General features: G+C 67.8%; 12 protein-coding genes and 1 pseudogene. 6 read left to right on the forward strand and 7 right to left on the reverse strand.

Features of this window, described 5'->3' with window-relative positions:
- Positions 1–29: 29 nt before the first annotated feature.
- Entirely contained in the window at positions 30–230 is a 201-nt protein-coding gene (locus tag ACFVYK_RS23075) for a DUF4236 domain-containing protein (RefSeq protein ID WP_389777030.1), read from the reverse strand.
- Positions 231–531: 301 nt separating this feature from the next.
- Between ACFVYK_RS23075 and ACFVYK_RS23080 the strand changes: the two genes are divergently transcribed.
- Positions 532–660, forward strand: coding sequence for a hypothetical protein (locus ACFVYK_RS23080; RefSeq protein ID WP_389777033.1), 129 nt, complete (start codon positions 532–534; stop codon positions 658–660).
- 214 nt (positions 661–874) lie between these two features.
- Here the strand turns inward: ACFVYK_RS23080 and ACFVYK_RS23085 are convergent, their stop codons facing one another.
- The 4 genes and pseudogenes from ACFVYK_RS23085 to ACFVYK_RS23100 all read right to left on the reverse strand — a co-directional run bounded on the left by ACFVYK_RS23085 (position 875) and on the right by ACFVYK_RS23100 (position 3,005).
- Positions 875–1,411, reverse strand: a complete 537-nt coding sequence (locus ACFVYK_RS23085) for a GNAT family N-acetyltransferase (protein ID WP_389777035.1) — start codon at positions 1,409–1,411, stop codon at positions 875–877.
- An 80-nt stretch (positions 1,412–1,491) separates the two neighbouring features.
- Positions 1,492–2,246, reverse strand: a pseudogene (locus ACFVYK_RS23090) (IS5 family transposase); the annotation flags it as partial.
- On the reverse strand, positions 2,189–2,428 hold the full coding sequence (locus ACFVYK_RS23095; protein ID WP_389777037.1) for a sigma factor: 240 nt from the start codon (positions 2,426–2,428) through the stop codon (positions 2,189–2,191). The gene ACFVYK_RS23095 and the pseudogene ACFVYK_RS23090, both read right to left, overlap by 58 nt.
- Before the next feature lie 172 nt (positions 2,429–2,600).
- Positions 2,601–3,005, reverse strand: coding sequence for a type II toxin-antitoxin system PemK/MazF family toxin (locus tag ACFVYK_RS23100; protein WP_389777056.1), 405 nt, complete (start codon positions 3,003–3,005; stop codon positions 2,601–2,603).
- A gap of 421 nt (positions 3,006–3,426) precedes the next feature.
- Between ACFVYK_RS23100 and ACFVYK_RS23105 the strand changes: the two genes are divergently transcribed.
- Together ACFVYK_RS23105 and ACFVYK_RS23110 are read left to right on the forward strand one after the other, a co-directional pair.
- Positions 3,427–6,261, forward strand: coding sequence for an aconitate hydratase (locus tag ACFVYK_RS23105; protein ID WP_389777040.1), 2,835 nt, complete (start codon positions 3,427–3,429; stop codon positions 6,259–6,261).
- Between the two features lie 513 nt (positions 6,262–6,774).
- Entirely contained in the window at positions 6,775–7,839 is a 1,065-nt protein-coding gene (locus ACFVYK_RS23110) for a lytic polysaccharide monooxygenase (RefSeq protein WP_389777043.1), read from the forward strand.
- 202 nt (positions 7,840–8,041) lie between these two features.
- On the opposite strand, the gene ACFVYK_RS23115 is transcribed toward ACFVYK_RS23110, so the two are convergent.
- Both ACFVYK_RS23115 and ACFVYK_RS23120 read right to left on the reverse strand, forming a co-directional pair.
- On the reverse strand, positions 8,042–8,566 hold the full coding sequence (locus tag ACFVYK_RS23115) for a hypothetical protein (protein ID WP_389777044.1): 525 nt from the start codon (positions 8,564–8,566) through the stop codon (positions 8,042–8,044).
- A 107-nt stretch (positions 8,567–8,673) separates the two neighbouring features.
- Positions 8,674–12,459: a GH92 family glycosyl hydrolase gene (locus ACFVYK_RS23120; protein ID WP_389777058.1), complete on the reverse strand. Its 3,786-nt coding sequence runs from the start codon at positions 12,457–12,459 to the stop codon at positions 8,674–8,676.
- 442 nt (positions 12,460–12,901) lie between these two features.
- Between ACFVYK_RS23120 and ngcE the strand changes: the two genes are divergently transcribed.
- From ngcE to ACFVYK_RS23135, 3 genes are read left to right on the forward strand one after another with little or no spacing between them, the layout of a single operon-like run.
- Positions 12,902–14,455: an N-acetylglucosamine/diacetylchitobiose ABC transporter substrate-binding protein gene (ngcE, locus tag ACFVYK_RS23125; protein ID WP_389777046.1), complete on the forward strand. Its 1,554-nt coding sequence runs from the start codon at positions 12,902–12,904 to the stop codon at positions 14,453–14,455.
- Between the two features lie 44 nt (positions 14,456–14,499).
- Positions 14,500–15,426, forward strand: coding sequence for a carbohydrate ABC transporter permease (locus ACFVYK_RS23130; RefSeq protein ID WP_389777049.1), 927 nt, complete (start codon positions 14,500–14,502; stop codon positions 15,424–15,426).
- Positions 15,427–15,428: 2 nt separating this feature from the next.
- Entirely contained in the window at positions 15,429–16,364 is a 936-nt protein-coding gene (locus tag ACFVYK_RS23135) for a carbohydrate ABC transporter permease (RefSeq protein WP_389777051.1), read from the forward strand.
- Positions 16,365–16,643: the final 279 nt, after the last annotated feature.

Consider the following 16,643-nt stretch of genomic DNA (forward strand, 5'->3'; position numbering starts at 1 on the left):
CTCGGGGGGTCCGTTCGGGTGACGGCTCGTCAATGGCGCTTCGCCTTGGTCGTGCGACGCCAGCCGAAGGGTCCGGGCAGATCCATCGATGTCGTACGACGTCCGGTGCTGCTGTGCGTGTGACGCGGGCCGTGCTCCCCGCCGCCGGTGGTGATCGACCAGGACCGCCGGTTGATGTTCAGCCGCACGCCGGGCAGGATGCGGAAACTCTTGCGGAAAGTGAGGGGCATCGGGGCCTCCTTCGTCGGGGTGCCTGTCCGCTCTCGTTTACCCCGGCTCGACGGGCGCATGACGCCCATTCAGAAACCGGTCTCTCCGTGGACAGCCCCCACCGCGGCCCGCAGGTCCCCGTTCGAGCTGACCCGGAAGGTCCCCGCCGGTCAGCCGGATCCCGTGGGGGGCCTGATGACGAAAATCTTGTCTGCCCCGGAGCGAGTGCGACGCCCTGCCCCGCCTGCCTGCGGCCGGTACCTGCCAAAAAGCGCCTCAGCGTGCCGCCACTGGGCATCGATGTCTTCGACAGCCCCTGGCGTGCTGGTCCTGGCGGAGGCCGGGTTCGGAAACGGCGAGGAAGCGCTTGCCTTCGCCTTTCCTCCGGCCCGCGTGGCCGAGGTCGGCGATGGCGTGCCCTTCACCGGCGGCGGACTCGTCCGTGCCTGACGGCGGGAGTCGCGGGCGTGCCTCGAGGGCTACGGCATCCGGCGGTCACCGGAAGCGGACAGCGATGTCCTTTGTCAGTGAAGTCAGTCGTTCTGTTCTCGTTGACCTGCGGCGACTGGATTGGTTGGCAAACGATCAGGTGAGCGGGTTGGGTGCGTAACCGAGACCCGACACTGATGGGTGAACCCTGGTCGCTGTGCTGGGTGGCCCTCCGTCACATGGGGAGCGAGAACAGCCGTACTGGCCCTGAGGGCCAGCGGGCATCGTCGCGCAGGGGCGTCACCATAGTCCGCAGCGGCATGGTCACCAGGCGGCCTTCGGGTTGTTCGACGAGTACGTCGTTGTCGAGCGGGTGCCATCCGAGGCGCTTGTAGAGGGACACGAGGGGAGGCCGGCAGAACAGGAGTGCGTGCTGAGGACCCATCGTGCGGGCGTGTTCCAGGGCAGCTGTGACGACGAGCCGAGCCAGGCCACGTCCTTGCACGCTGGGCGCGACGGCCACCCCGCCGACGCCCACCACCTCTGTCACGGCGTCGCCGATCGCGACAGGCAGTCGCAGCAGCCGAGCGTGTGCCACGAGCCGGTCTTCGTGTCTGATGCCGAAGTGTTCTTCTTTCGGCAGCCAGCTCAGACCGGTCGAGGCGACACCGAAGGGATCATCGCTGCTGCCAAGGATCTCTTCCTGGTCCGCCTTGGTGTACTGGGGGAGCCGCACCACGGTAGGCGCCACAGAGGATCGGTTCTCAGACATTGCCACATGATGATCTCTCCGCCGAGCACCGGCCAAGCGATTCTCCGCCGACATTGCAGGGCTCGTGTTACTACTTCTGATCACGAGGCTGAGCGGAGGCTGCGGATCCAGATCACCGCCCCGCGCAGGTGGAGCCCCGCAAGGTAGCTCTCGGGCGCCTTGTCGTAGCGGGTGGCAAGGCCGCGCCACGCCTTGATCTTGTTGATGCAGCGTTCCACGCTATTGCGATCTCGCTAGAGCGCGGCGTCGTGGGAGACGGGTCGCCCGCCCCGGCTGCCCTTCTTCTTGCGGTTGGCGACCTGGTCGGCCTTCTCCGGGATGACGGTCTTGATCTTCCGTTTGCGCAGGTAGGCGCGGATGACGCGGGAGGAGTACGCCTTGTCGCCGGCGACCGCGTCGGGCCGGGTGCGTGGGCGGTCGGCGGGGCCGCGGACCCTGACCTTGTCCAGGACCAGGATGAAGCGGGGGCTGTCGGCGGCCTGTCCCTCGGTCAGATCGAAGGACAGCGGGCGGCAGCGCCGCTCGGCAGCGAGATGGGTCTTGCTGCTCAGGCCGCCGCGCGAGCGCCTGAGCCGGGCCGCCTTCAGGCGAGCACGGCACCTGCGCCGAATGCGTCGCCGCTCTTCCCGCCCGGGGTCGTCGAGCTCACCGCCCGCCGCGACGACCTGCCCCTTTCGTCCCCGTGCGCGGCCTCTTTTTCGTCCTCGCGTGCCTCCTCCAAGGCGGCCGGCACCTCCTCGCGAACGACCATCCCAGCCGCATCGTGGTGGGCGCGGGTCACCGTGGAGTCCGCACTGCGCTGCTCCAGCGCAGATACGCGTCCTGCACCGCGTCCTCCGCCTCCTCGGCGGAACCGAGCAACCGGTAGGCCAGGCCGAACATCCTGGGGCGGTGGGCAGTGAACTCCTCGGCGCTCCCTGACGTCACGCGCCCAGCCTGCCAGAGGCGCGGGAGCAGCCGGCATCCGGCAGTTGCCCCGGATGGGACGTCGGCCCACGTGTGGCACCATGCGGTCATGTGGCCCCGCAGCCTCCGCCCAGCCACATGATCAGAACCAGGAACGCGCCTCGATACTCCAGCCGTAGATCGTGATCTCGATGGTGAGGGGCGTCGAGGCGGCCAGGTGTCCCGCGTGGATCATCTCGCCCGAGATCGCCCATGCCGTGGCGGGCGTCGGCTCCTTCTCCGTCTACCCGAGTTCACCGCGACGGAGGGCGTCCCTCATCTCGCTGAGCTTCGCGGTCGTTGCCGGGGTCCGCTCCTGTGCTTGTTCAGCGAGTCGGAGGGCATCGTCGATCTCGCTGAGTTTCCTGGAGGACAGGACGGCCGCCCGCTCTATCAGGTCGTCCCGGGACACGGTGGTCAGCCACGTGCACGGGGTGAAGCCTGGACGCGGGAACGCGAGCCGCAGCACGCCTTCGAGCGGCAGCCCTTCACCGGCGCCGACTGTCACTTCGATGCCCAGACCGCTGATGTCGAGGCCCGCCGGAGCGACGACCTGCATCACCTGGAACCCGGACGCGTCGTCTCCTGACAGCAGTACGACCAACCTCCGCTCGTCGAACTGGACCCACCAGACTTCGCCACGTTGCACAAGCCCTCCGATACACAGGACGGCAGGCAGACGCTGCGCGACCTGCGGACGCCGCCGTCGCTCACGTACAGCGTCCATGTACGACAGGTCGACGTAAGCCGCTGCAAGATCCAGCCCAGCCGGTACGGCCACTCGACCTCCCCACTCTCTCGCCCCGCACGACTAGGTTCACTGGCAAGGAAGCCAAAACGACTGGATGCGCTGTCGAACGACTCGATTGCATGACAGCGGACAAGCGAGCCCGGGCATGACCATCCGGCCCCTATGTACTAGAGTTATCTCGACATCGAGATATCTGCCGAAGGCGCACCGCAGCCGCCACCCGGTAAGGCGACCCTAACTTAGCCTGACCTCAGCGGATCGGCCAAGCCGGGTGACGGCAGGATGCGGTGGTACGCGCACATCAATGAAGGAGACTGTCGTGTCGGCGAACAGCTTCGACGCCCGCAGCACGCTGCAGGTGGGCGACGAGTCGTACGAGATCTTCCGGCTGGACAAGGTGGAAGGCTCGGCTCGCCTTCCGTACAGCCTGAAGGTGCTGCTGGAGAACCTGCTCCGTACCGAGGACGGCGCGAACATCACCGCCGACCACATCCGTGCGCTCGGCACCTGGGACTCCCAGGCCCAGCCGTCGCAGGAGATCCAGTTCACGCCGGCCCGCGTGATCATGCAGGACTTCACCGGCGTGCCCTGCGTCGTCGACCTCGCCACCATGCGCGAGGCCGTCAAGGAGCTCGGCGGCGACCCGGCCAAGGTCAACCCGCTCTCCCCGGCCGAGCTGGTCATCGACCACTCCGTCATCGCCGACAAGTTCGGCACCAACGAGGCCTTCGCGCAGAACGTCGAGCTGGAGTACGGCCGCAACAAGGAGCGCTACCAGTTCCTGCGCTGGGGCCAGACCGCGTTCGACGACTTCAAGGTCGTCCCCCCGGGCACCGGCATCGTCCACCAGGTGAACATCGAGCACCTCGCTCGCACGGTCATGGTCCGTAACGGCCAGGCCTACCCCGACACCCTGGTCGGCACCGACTCGCACACCACCATGGTCAACGGCCTCGGCGTCCTCGGCTGGGGCGTCGGCGGCATCGAGGCCGAGGCCGCGATGCTCGGCCAGCCGGTCTCGATGCTCATCCCGCGCGTCGTCGGCTTCAAGCTCACCGGCGAGCTGCCCGCCGGCACCACCGCCACGGACCTCGTCCTCACGATCACCGAGATGCTGCGCAAGCACGGTGTCGTCGGTAAGTTCGTCGAGTTCTACGGCGAGGGCGTCGCCGCGACCTCCCTCGCGAACCGCGCCACCATCGGCAACATGTCGCCGGAGTTCGGCTCCACCGCCGCGATCTTCCCGATCGACGGCGAGACCCTGAAGTACCTCAAGCTCACCGGTCGCTCCGAGCAGCAGGTCGCGCTCGTCGAGGCGTACGCCAAGGAGCAGGGTCTCTGGCTGGACCCGAAGGCCGAGCCGGACTTCTCCGAGAAGCTCGAGCTGGACCTGTCGACCGTCGTGCCCTCCATCGCCGGCCCGAAGCGCCCGCAGGACCGCATCGTGCTCGCCCACGCGGCCGAGCAGTTCCGCGCCGACGTCCTCAACTACGTCGAGGCCGGTATCACCGGCGGCGAAGACCGCAAGCCCGGCGTCCCCGCGCAGGAGAAGCCGCACGGCGTGGCCTCCCCGGTGGACGAGGCGAGCGCCGAGTCCTTCCCGGCCAGTGACGCCCCGGCCTACGGCCACGACGACAACGGCTCCGGCGCCCCGCAGCACTCGGCCGTCGTCTCCGGCGCCGGCCCGTCGAACCCGGTCACCGTCACGGCGCCCGACGGCTCCACGTACGAGATCGACCACGGTGCGGTGACGGTCGCGGCCATCACGTCCTGCACCAACACCTCGAACCCCTACGTCATGGTGGCCGCCGCCCTGGTCGCGAAGAAGGCCGTGGAGAAGGGCCTCACCCGCAAGCCGTGGGTCAAGACCACCCTGGCCCCGGGATCGAAGGTCGTAACCGATTACTTCGACAAGGCAGGTCTCACCCCCTACCTGGACAAGGTCGGCTTCAACCTCGTCGGCTACGGCTGCACCACCTGCATCGGCAACTCCGGCCCGCTGCCGGAGGAGGTCTCCAAGGCCGTCAACGACCACGACCTCGCCGTCACCTCGGTCCTCTCGGGCAACCGCAACTTCGAGGGCCGGATCAACCCCGACGTCAAGATGAACTACCTGGCCTCCCCGCCGCTGGTCGTCGCGTACGCCCTCGCGGGTTCCATGAGGGTGGACATCACCAAGGACGCCCTGGGCGCCGACCAGGACGGCAACCCGGTCTTCCTCAAGGACATCTGGCCCACCGAGGCCGAGGTCAACGACGTCGTGGCGAACGCCATCGGCGAGGACATGTTCAACAAGTCCTACCAGGACGTCTTCGCGGGCGACGCCCAGTGGCAGGCGCTGCCGATCCCGACCGGCAACACCTTCGAGTGGGACGCCGAGTCGACCTACGTCCGCAAGCCCCCGTACTTCGAGGGCATGACGATGGAGACCACCCCGGTCTCCGACATCACCGGCGCGCGCGTCCTGGCCAAGCTGGGCGACTCGGTCACCACCGACCACATCTCCCCGGCCGGCGCCATCAAGGCCGACACCCCGGCCGGCAAGTACCTCACCGAGCACGGTGTGGAGCGTCGTGACTTCAACTCCTACGGCTCCCGCCGAGGCAACCACGAGGTCATGATCCGCGGCACGTTCGCCAACATCCGCCTGCGCAACCAGATCGCGCCGGGTACGGAAGGCGGTTACACCCGCGACTTCACGCAGGACGGCGGTCCGGTGTCGTTCATCTACGACGCCTCCCGCAACTACATCGAGCAGGGCGTCCCGCTGGCCATCCTGGCCGGCAAGGAGTACGGCTCGGGTTCGTCGCGCGACTGGGCCGCCAAGGGCACCGCGCTGCTCGGCGTCAAGGCCGTCATCGCCGAGTCGTACGAGCGGATCCACCGCTCCAACCTGATCGGCATGGGCGTCCTCCCGCTCCAGTTCCCGGAGGGCACCAACGCCGAGTCCTTCGGTCTGACCGGCGAGGAGACCTTCTCCTTCACCGGCGTCGAAGAGCTCAACAACGGCACCACCCCGCGCACCGTCAAGGTCACCACCGACACGGGCGTCGAGTTCGACGCGGTCGTCCGCATCGACACCCCCGGCGAGGCGGACTACTACCGCAACGGCGGCATCATGCAGTACGTGCTCCGCAGCCTGATCCGCAAGTAAGCGGTCGAGTAAGCGGTTACACACAGCAGTAGAGGGCCGCATCCCCGGTGACGGAGGGTGCGGCCCTTCGCCGTGCTCGTGCCAGGGCGCCGCCGAAATCCCGCCTCAGCACAGGCCCCCGCCGCCCGCACGGGACAACGGGCTGCCCGGGACAACGGGCTGCCCGGGACAGCGATCCGGTCGTCCTCTCCGGCACCCTGCCGGTGTCGATGTGGGCGTCCAGCCCGGCCCGTGCCCGTGAAAAACGCGCCGAAACCGTTTACAAGTGGGCCGTACGGCGCTATCTTCCGCCACATGTGAAGTGGGAGCGCTCCCATAGGCTCATGTCCGGTGGACCGGAACCTGCCGGGCTCGGGCGGGACGCTCCCGCTTCGCACCCTGTAAGGACCCGCACGTCCTCACGCAACTCCCGCAGCGCCGCGCGGTACGCGAACCGCTCCGCGCGTCCGCAGTGCACCCCCTGCACGCACGGTCCGTACACGGAAGGCGGACTCACCTGCCATGCAAACTGTCATGATCACGTCAAGTCGGGTGTCCAGGTTACGCACCCGAGCTCTCCTCCTCGTCGTCCTGGCCTTGCTGGCCACCGTTCCCGCCCTCGGCCTGATCGTCACGGCCGGCGGCAAGGCCGAGGCGCACGGCACCCCCATGAAGCCCGCAAGCCGCACCTTCCTGTGTTGGCAGGACGCGCTGACCGACACCGGTGAGATCAAACCGATCAACCCGGCCTGCAAGAACGCACAGCAGGTAAGCGGTACCACACCGTTCTACAACTGGTTCTCGGTGCTGCGCTCCGACGGTGCGGGCCGCACGCGCGGCTTCGTACCCGACGGTCAGCTGTGCAGCGGCGGCAACACCAACTTCACCGGGTTCAACGCCCCGCGCAACGACTGGCCCCTGACCCACCTCACCGCGGGCTCGACCGTCGACTTCTCCTACAACGCCTGGGCTGCCCACCCGGGCTGGTTCTACGTCTACGTCACGAAAGACGGTTTCGACCCGACCCGGACGCTCACCTGGGACGACCTGGAGAGTCAGCCCTTCCTCTCCGTCGACCACCCCCCGCTCAACGGCAGTCCCGGCACGGTCGAGGCCAACTACTCGTGGACCGGCCGGCTCCCGGCCGGAAAGTCCGGCCGGCACATCATCTACATGGTCTGGCAGCGCTCGGACAGCGCGGAGACCTTCTACTCCTGCTCCGACGTCGTCTTCGACGGGGGAAACGGCGAGGTAACCGGTATCCATGAGCCGGGCAATCCGACCGAGCCCGTTCCCGGCGTGTGCACCGCAACCCGGAGGACCACGAACAGTTGGAACGGCGGCTACCAGTCCGAGGTGACCGTCACCAACTCCGGCGACGTCCCGATGCTCGGCTGGATGGTCGACTGGACGCTGCCGTCAGGCCAGTCGGTCGCGAGTCTGTGGAGCGGCAACGCCACCTACAGCGGACAGGCGGTGATGGTCCACAACGCCGACTGGAACGGCTCGCTGAGTCCGGGCCAGAGTGCGACGTTCGGATACGTCACCTCCGGCTCGGGTGGAGACAGCGCGACTAGCCTGCCCTGCAAGGTCGGCTGAGCACCTGCCCCAGTGAACGGGCCCGGTGTGAACGGGCCCGGTGGGCGGTCACCGCCCACCGGGCCCGCGAAGTGGAGGACGGGACCAACCGCGTGCCTCGTGACCGCGGGCTCGTCCTTTTCGGGCGCCGGCGCTCGCCAGGGCCGCCCGACTGCCTCCGGCGACTCCTCGGCCCGCAGAGGGCTGCCCCCCCCGACGGTCCTCAGGCGACGGCTGCGCCGGCACCGCGCGCGGCGCCGATGAGGTCCGTGAGCCCTGCGTCGTCGTACACGGAAATGTCGACGTAAGCGCCTTCTGGCAGGTCCAAGTCCTCGACCTCGTAGTCCACCACGGCTGTGGTCCCGGGCGGGCTGAAGGTGCCCAGGCTGCGGGTCGTCCCGCCGGACGTGTAGCTGACCTTGACGTAGAACGTGTCGCCGTCGTTGGCGGTGTCGTACACCCAGAGCTTCTCGTCGTTCGGGTGGAACTCCACCTTGCCGACGAACGCCCCGGCGTTCGTCAGTTCCATCTTCACGGCGTAACCGCCGGCGTCCTGCGCGAAGTACGTGTTGTCGAACGGGTCGGTGAGGTTGCCCCCGCTGCACGGGCACCCGTCGGTGTCGTAGTAGTACGCGCGGAAGGTCGGGTTCGGGCTGTACGCCTGAGCCGGGGCCGCGGTGGCGAAGAGGGCCCCCGCCGCCAGTGCCGTGCCTCCGAGCAGCCCCGTGATCGTTCTGGTCATGCCCATTCCCGGTTCTCCCTCCGTGGCAGGCCGCGCCGAGTTAGCGCGCGGCCCGCCCACTCTGGAACACGGGTGACGCCCGGTGCAGCGGGCATGCACCGTTGGTTACGAGATCAGGACAACAACTCGACTTCCGCCAGCCGTACTTCGGCCGCGCTCCGTCCGCTCGCCGCCCTTGCGGCAACGCTTCCTCCATCGAAGACGAGCCGGTACTGCCCGTACCTGTCGGGCCGGGCTACGGTGAAGGCCCGTGTCTGACGGTCCCATCGGAAGGTCTCCCCGGCTCGCCGGTCCAGGTCGGTCCACGTCAGCCCGTCTGCGGAACCCTGAAGAACCCAACTGCCGGGGGCCTGGGCGTGTTCGGCGGACGTCAGGGTGTACTGCACCGCCTTCGTGCCGGCCGGGGCCGGCAGGGAAAGCGTTCCCGATACCGCTTGCTGCGTTACCGACGTGTCGTCGAACAGCGCGCTGCCGCCCTTGAGTGAGTCCTTGCGGGGCGCCGGAAGCTTGTCGTTCCGGGTGATCGACACCGGAGCCGCGTCCTTGTCCGTGCCCCATGTCGAGGGCCGCGCCCCCATGTCGAACTCCAGGACCGCGCCGTTGGCGAGGAGGGCGTGGGGAAGCGCGGTGGACGTCCAAGGACGGCCGTCGACCTTCAGGCCCTGCACGTAGACGTTCTTCGCGCTGTTCTTCGGCGCCTTGACCACCAGGTCCCTGCCGTTCTCCAGGTGCACCGTCGCCTTGGTGAACAACGGGGAGCCGACCGCGTACTCACCGCTCCCCATCACCAGCGGGTAGAAGCCGAGCGCGGAGAACAGGTACCACGCCGACTGCTCGCCGTTGTCCTCGTCGCCGTGATAGCCCTGTCCGATCGAACTGCCCGTGTAGAGCCGGGCGAGCACCTCACGGGACTTCGCCTGCGCCTTCCACGGCTGCCCGGCCGCGTCGTACATGTAGACGACATGGTGGGCGACCTGGTTGGAGTGCCCGTACATGCCCATCCGCACGTCCCGGGCCTCGGTCATCTCGTGGATCACTCCGCCGTACGAGCCCACGAACTCGGAGGAAGCGGTTTCCGGCGTTGCGAAATAGGCGTCCAGTTTCTTCGCCAGGCCGTCACGGCCGCCGTACAGATTGGCCAGGCCCCGGCTGTCCTGCGGCACGGTGAAGGCGTAGCCCCAGCCGTTGGTCTCGGTGTAGTCGTAGCCCCACACCCGCGGATCGTAGGCGTCCGACGGCGTGCGCCAGTGGCCCTTGTCGTCCTTCCCCTGGAAGAACCCGGCGTCGGCGTCGAAGAGGTGCACGTAGCCCTGCGCGCGGTTGAGGAAGTAGTCCGCCTCCTCCCGGTAACGCTTCTTCCCGGTCTGCCGGTACAGGGCCTGTCCCATCCGGGCGATGCCGTAGTCGTTGAGGTAGCCCTCCAGCGCCCATGACAGCCCCTCGTGGGTGGCCGTGCTCGTGTAGCCGAGGAAGGGGGAGGTCGCCATGCCCTTGCGGCCCACCCCGGACGCCGGGGGTACGACCGTCGCGTTCTTCAGCGCCGCCTCGTAGGCCGTCTCGGCGTCGAAGTGCACGCCCTTGACGAACGCGTCCGCGAAGGCCACGTCCGAGGACGTGCCGGTCATCAGGTCGGCGTAGCCGGGTGAGGACCAGCGCGAGGTCCAGCCGCCGTCCTTGTACTGCTGCACGAAGCCGTCGGCCAGCACGCCGGCCTGCTTCGGCGTGAGCAGCGCGTACGCCGGCCACGTCGTCCGGTAGGTGTCCCAGAAGCCGTTGTTGACGTAGACCTTGCCGTCCACGACCTTCGCGCCCGTGTGCGTGGGGGTGTCAGGACCCGCCATCGGTGAGAAGGGCGACGCGTACCGGTACTTCGCGCCGACCTTCTCGAAACCGGAGTTGGGGTACAGATACAGCCGGTACAGACTGGAGTACAGCGTCGTCAGCTGGTCCCGGCTCGCGCCCTCGACCTCCACCGTGCCCAGGAGCTCGTCCCACTGCTGCTGAGCCCGCGCCTTGACCGTTTCGAAAGCGGTGCCGGACGGGATTTCCGCGCGAAGGTTGTCGCGAGCCTGGTCGACGCTGATGAGGGAGGTCGCCAGGCGCAGAGTGACGGCGTGGTCGGCGCCCGCGTCGAAACGCAGGTAACCCTTTACTCCGCTCGATCCCCCCGCCGTCACCGGTGCGTCGAACTCGCCGTACACGAAGAGCCGGGTCGCTCCCGTCGACAGCCCCGACTTCACGTCCGAGTAACCCGTGACGACACCGGCCTCCTGGTCGAGCGTGAGCCCGGCCTGATCGGTGACGTTGTCGAAGACCACTGACGCGTTCGCGCCCGGGTAGGTGAAGCGCAGGGCGGCCGCGTGGTCGGTCGGGGCCAGCTCGGCGGTGAGACCGTTTTCGAAACGCACACCGTAGTAGTACGGGCGAGCGGTTTCGTTCGTGTGCCGGAACGGCAGCGCCCGGGCGGTCCGGCCGCTGTCCGGGACGCCGGCCGCGACGGACGGCATCACCTGGAACGTCTGCCGGTCTCCCATCCACGGACTCGGCTCGTGACTCGCGCCGAACGCCTGGATCGTGGGCAGGTTGTCCGCGTTGTTGGCCCGTGCGTAGTCGTACAGCCAACCGAGCGAGGACGCGTTCGTCACCGGGGTCCAGAAGTTGAAGCCATGAGGCACGGCCGCCGCGGGAAACGTGTTTCCGCGCGAGAAGCCGCCGCTGGAGTGGGTGCCGCGTGTCGTCAGCGCATAGTCCGAGAGGTGCGCCTTCCTCGGCTCCGGGGCCGCGGTGCGCAGGGCGATGTCGTCCACCCAGCCGCGGAACCGCGCGGGCCCGCCGGGGGAGTCGTAGGCGAGCAGGATCCGGTCGACGGTCTTTCCGGCAGCCACCGCACCGATCCCCGACACCACGTCGTTCCACTGGTTGACGTAGAGCACCTTCGCCGCGCCCTGTCCGCGGGGCGACAACGCGAAACCGTACTGGTCGCTCGCTCCGAGCCCGCTCAGATACGTCCCGTCCGTGAAGGCCAGGTCCACGCAGACGTGGGTGGCGGCGTAGTCCCGGTCGCCGTCCGCCATCGCCGGGAAGACACGGTAGGCAAGCTGGGTGCGCGAACCGATCCGGACGTTCACGTCGAACACCTTGTTGTACGAGTACGCCCGGCCGGTGGCGGTGTGCCGGCCGGCGTAGCGCAGCGCCCGTCGTCCCGTGAAGCCAGCGCCGGCCTTCGCGGTCGACGAGCCGCTGGGGCCGCGGTCCACCACGGTGAGCATGTCCGGCGGGACGGGCTCACCGCTTCCGCCGGTGCCGAACCGCACGTCCGCCAGTTGCAGGATCTGCGCGCCGTGATTCTTCGAGACGTCCAGACGGAAGTGCCGGTACTCGCCCGGAGCCGCGAGGCTGAAGGAGCGGGTCTGGAACCGTTCAGCAAAGGTTTCCCCGGCACGGCTGTCGAGCGGCGTCCACGTGGCGCCGTCGGCCGAGCCAGAAAGGACCCAGTCGGCCGGGTCGCGCTCGGCGAAGTCGTTCGCGGACGTGAGGGCGTACGCGCTGACCCGGGCCGGCTGGTCGAGGTCGAACTCCACCCACCCGTCGGCGGCGAAGGTGAGCCACTTGGTGCTCGCCTCACCGTCGACGAGGTTCTCCTTCACCTCGCCGCCGGCCGTGTTCTCCGCACCGGCCCGTAGGTCCGTGACCCGGTCGGTCACATCACCGGGAAGCCCGCCGCCGTAACCGCCGTCCACGCCGGAGGCGCGTTTGCCGCCGCCGGCGGCGGACTCGACGGTGCTCTGCCAGTCCGGGACGGGTTCACCCGCCTCGAAGGACGAGGCGAAACTCCGGTCGGGGAGCGGCGTCCGGGACGGCAGCGCCGCCACGGTCCCCGGTGCGCCGCCGACCGTCATGACCAGTGCGGTCGTTATCCCGACCGCCCACCACCGCCCCCACCGCTGCATGCGTGAACACCCTCCCCGCCCCGGACAACGCCCCGGACAACGTTGTCCTCCTGATTGCGCAGGAAACAGTAGGTGGGCAAGTGAACAGTGATGTCAAGGATGTTGAATGCGCCAGGAGGGCGTCGGAGAGGGCCATGTCAGGCAATTCTCCGGCGATGCGCCCCGCTGCCGGTCATATCTTCAGCAGGTCTCAACTCGGAAAAGACCCGTGACCAACCTTGTTCTCGATCTTGCCCCGTCGGCCAGAAGTGGACTATACCTGTCGGCGATTCATCCTTCAGAACGCGAGACCTTCGGACCACGCGCTCCGCACGACCCTGCTTGACCTGACCGCGGTGCCGGGAAGGATCCGGTGCACCGCCTGCGTCCTGGAGAAGGCGAGGACTTGAGCATGGGATCCCGCTCCGAGTACAACGGTTTCGAGTACGGCGGTTCCGAGCACCACGGTTCCGAGCACCACGGTTCCGAGCACCACGGTTTCCAGAAGAACCGCTCCGAGTGCGCCGGCTTCGAGAAGAGCGGCCGTGCGCGGGTCGGGCGCCGAGATCTGATCAAGAGATCGGCGGCACTGGGACTGATCTCCGTCCCGACGACGAGTTTTCTCGCCGCCTGTGCCAGCAGCGGCGGCGGTGACGAGGACAGGGCCAAGGCCGGAAAGAAGTCCGCGAAGAACCCCCTCGCGGTCAACGACACCGCCCAGCTGGAATTCGTCCTGTTCGACGGCGGTTTCGGCAAGGAGTACGCCGAGGACGCGGTGAAGATCTACGAGAAGAACCTGCCGCAGGCGAAGGTGAAGTTCTCGGCCACGCAGAAGATCCAGTCGACGCTCCAGCCCCGCTTCAACCAGGGGACCCCGCCCGACCTCATCGACAACTCCGGCGCCGAGCAGATGGACATGGGAGTCCTGGTGGGCAAGAACCAGCTCGCCGACCTCACCCCGCTCCTCGACGCCGTGTCCTACGACGATCCGCGCAAGAAGGTCCGTGACACGCTGCGCCCCGGGATCGTCGAGATGGGTCAGTTCGACGGCGCCCCCGTCTGGATCATGTACTACGCCTACACCGTCTACGGCGTGTGGTATTCGCAGAAAGCGCTGGACTCGCTCGACGCGGCGTATCCGCAGACCTGGGACGAGATGCTCGCGGTCTGCGCGAAGGCCAAGAAGATGGGCATGGCTGGGTGGACATATGCGGGTAAGTACCCGTATTACCTTCCCTTTTCGCTGTACCCGATGATCGGCAAGGTGGGCGGCCGCGAGGTCCTGGACGCCATCGACAACCTGGAGCCGAACGCCTGGAAGCACCCTGCTGTGAAGGCGTGTTTCGACGCGTATTACGAGCTTCACCAGAAGGGTTACATCCTGCGCGGCACCCCGGGCCTCGACCACATTCAGTCTCAGACCGCGTGGGCCAAGGGGAAGGCGCTGTTCATCCCCAACGGATCCTGGGTGGAGAACGAGTCGGCGAACGTCATTCCGGGGGACTTCGACCTGGCGGTGTCCGCGCCGACCGGCATCGACTCCTCCGACAAGATGCCCTTCGGCACTATCTGGGCCTCCGGAGGCGAACCGTTCATCGTCCCCGCGAAGGCGAAGAACACCGCCGGCGGTATGGAGCAATTGCGCATCATGCTCAGTGAGGCGTCGTCGAGGAACTTCACCTCCAAGGTCAAGTCGCTGACCGCGTACAACGGCGGCACCGACGGCATCACGCTGACTCCGGGCCTGAAGTCGGGTGTCGCCGCGCTGGACAAGGCCGGCGCCCATGTGGTGAATCCCCGGTTGCAGGACTGGTACGTCCAGTTGCAGAAGGAGAAGATCGGAGTGTCCGGACTCGGTGAGATGATGGCCGGCCGGATCACTCCCGCCGAAGCGATCAAGAAGATCCAGGATTACGCCGACGCCACGGCCAAGGACTCGTCGATCAAGCATTACCGGCACCAGTGACGGCAGAAACACCGCGAAGCGTCCGCAGAAGCACCGGAGTGGCGATGCAGCACGGCAAGTACCGGTTCATCGTGGGGTTCCTGGCGCTGCCCCTGGGGTTGTACGCGCTTTTCGTGGTGTGGCCGTTCATCCAGTCCATCTACTACTCGTTCACGGACTGGACCGGACTCAGCCCTGAATTCACGATGGTCGGCCTGGACAATTACCGCAGGATGCTCGACGACGACATCTTCTGGAAGTCCCTGCAGCACAGTCTGATGTTCGCGCTCGTGCTGCCGTTGGTGACGATCGGTCTGGCGCTGTTCTTCGCCTTCATGATCAATGTCGGTGGACGGCGCCGGAGGGGCGGGCCGGCGGTCTCCGGCGTCCGTGGCTCCGGCTTCTACAAGATCGTTTACTTCTTCCCGCAGGTGCTCTCCATCGCCATCGTCGCGCTGCTGTTCGCCTTCGCCTACAACCCGGACAGCGGCGCGATCAACTCGTTTCTGCGCGGGATCGGGCTGGACGGCGTCCAGCCCCTCTGGCTCGGCGACCCGGATCTCGCGCTGTGGTGCGTGATGGCGGTGCTCGTCTGGTCGACGGTCGGTTTCTTCGTGGTCCTGTTCTCGGCGGGCATGGCCTCCGTCCCGGCGGACCTCTACGAGGCCGCCCTGCTGGACGGCGCGAACCGGACCGCGACGTTCTTCCGCATCACCCTCCCGCTGCTCTGGGACACCGTGCAGTCGGGCTGGGTCTACATGGGCATTCTCGCCCTCGGCGCCGAGTCGTTCGCGGTCGTCCAGATCATGACGACCGGGCCGGGCGGCCCCGACTACTCGACCACCGTCCTGGTGCTGTACGTGTACCAGAAGGCCTTCCGCGACGGTCAGGCCGCCTACGCCACCACGATCGGCGTCGCCCTGCTCGCCGTGACGCTGGCCTTCGCCGCGGTCGTGCTGCGGCTGGGACGGCGCGAGCGGCTGGAGTACTGACGATGAAGACGACCGAGACCCCGGCGCCCCTGCCGGCCGACGCGGACCCCGGCCCCGGCCCGTCCCTCACGAAGATGGGGCCGCCCCCGACGCGGCCGTCGGAGCAGAAAAACGGAGGAAAGGTTCTCAACGCCTTTTCTCACGGCATCCTGGTCATCTGGGCGATCATGGTTGTACTGCCCCTGCTCTGGGCCGTGATGACGTCCTTCAAGGACGACAGCTCCATCTTCGGCTCGCCCTGGTCGCTGCCGGACAAGCTGCACTTCGACAACTGGTCACGGGCCTGGACCGAGGCCAACATGAGCGACTACTTCCTCAACACCGTGCTGGTGGTCGGCGGTTCGCTCATCGGGACGCTGACCCTCGGCTCCATGGCCGCCTACGTCCTGGCCCGCTTCGACTTCCCGGGCAACCGTTTCATCTACTACCTCTTCATCGGCGGCATGAGCTTCCCGATCATGCTGGCACTGGTCCCGCTGTTCTATGTGGTGAACAACATGGGGCTGCTCAACACCATCCACGGGCTGATCCTCGTCTACATCGCCTACTCGCTGCCGTTCACGGTGTTCTTCCTGACGGCCTTCTTCCGCACGCTTCCCACGTCGGTGGCGGAGGCCGCCTTCGTGGACGGCGCCTCGCACAGCCGCACGTTCTTCCAGATCATGCTGCCGATGGCCAAGCCCGGTCTGATCAGCGTCGGCATCTTCAACTTCCTGGGCCAGTGGAACCAGTACATGCTCCCCACGGTCCTCAACACCGACCCCGACAAACACGTCCTCACCCAGGGGCTGGTCCAACTCGCCGTCAGCCAGGGGTACAAGGGCGACTGGTCGGGGCTGTTCGCGGGACTGGTGATGGCGATGCTGCCGGTGCTGGCCGCGTACATCGTCTTCCAGCGACAGGTGGTGCAGGGCCTGACGGCGGGCGCGCTGAAGTAGCGGCCGGTCCGCCCGCGGAGCCGGGTCCGGCGCTCGCGCCGCCCGGTTCACGCCCAGCGCCCGCCCACGCGTTCGCGCCCAGTGCCCGTCGGCCGTCCACCCCGAGTCCGTCGATCAGCAGCCTCGGGCCTGCACGGACGTCCAGCCCCGGGCCTGCACGGACGTCCAGCCCCGGACCTGCACGGACGTCCAGCCCCGGGCCCGCGCGGGCGTCCCGCCCCCGCCCGGCGTCCCCGGGGGGCCCGCCGGGGGGGCGCCCCAGCGGCCGGGGGCGGTTAA

Origin of the sequence: Streptomyces sp. NPDC058291 (genome assembly GCF_042880855.1) — a bacterium.
Lineage (GTDB): Bacteria > Actinomycetota > Actinomycetes > Streptomycetales > Streptomycetaceae > Streptomyces.

Excerpts from the sequence above, each read along its gene's own strand:
- ACFVYK_RS23075 (WP_389777030.1), bottom strand. The coding sequence starts at position 230 with ATGCCCCTCACTTTCCGCAAGAGTTTCCGCATCCTGCCCGGCGTGCGG.
- ACFVYK_RS23085 (WP_389777035.1), bottom strand. The coding sequence starts at position 1,411 with ATGTCTGAGAACCGATCCTCTGTGGCGCCTACCGTGGTGCGGCTCCCC.
- ACFVYK_RS23120 (WP_389777058.1), bottom strand. The coding sequence starts at position 12,459 with ATGACGGTCGGCGGCGCACCGGGGACCGTGGCGGCGCTGCCGTCCCGG.
- ACFVYK_RS23130 (WP_389777049.1), top strand. The coding sequence starts at position 14,500 with ATGCAGCACGGCAAGTACCGGTTCATCGTGGGGTTCCTGGCGCTGCCC.
- ngcE (WP_389777046.1), top strand. The coding sequence starts at position 12,902 with ATGGGATCCCGCTCCGAGTACAACGGTTTCGAGTACGGCGGTTCCGAG.
- ACFVYK_RS23110 (WP_389777043.1), top strand. The coding sequence starts at position 6,775 with ATGATCACGTCAAGTCGGGTGTCCAGGTTACGCACCCGAGCTCTCCTC.
- ACFVYK_RS23095 (WP_389777037.1), bottom strand. The coding sequence starts at position 2,428 with ATGACCGCATGGTGCCACACGTGGGCCGACGTCCCATCCGGGGCAACT.
- ACFVYK_RS23135 (WP_389777051.1), top strand. The coding sequence starts at position 15,429 with ATGAAGACGACCGAGACCCCGGCGCCCCTGCCGGCCGACGCGGACCCC.
- ACFVYK_RS23115 (WP_389777044.1), bottom strand. The coding sequence starts at position 8,566 with ATGGGCATGACCAGAACGATCACGGGGCTGCTCGGAGGCACGGCACTG.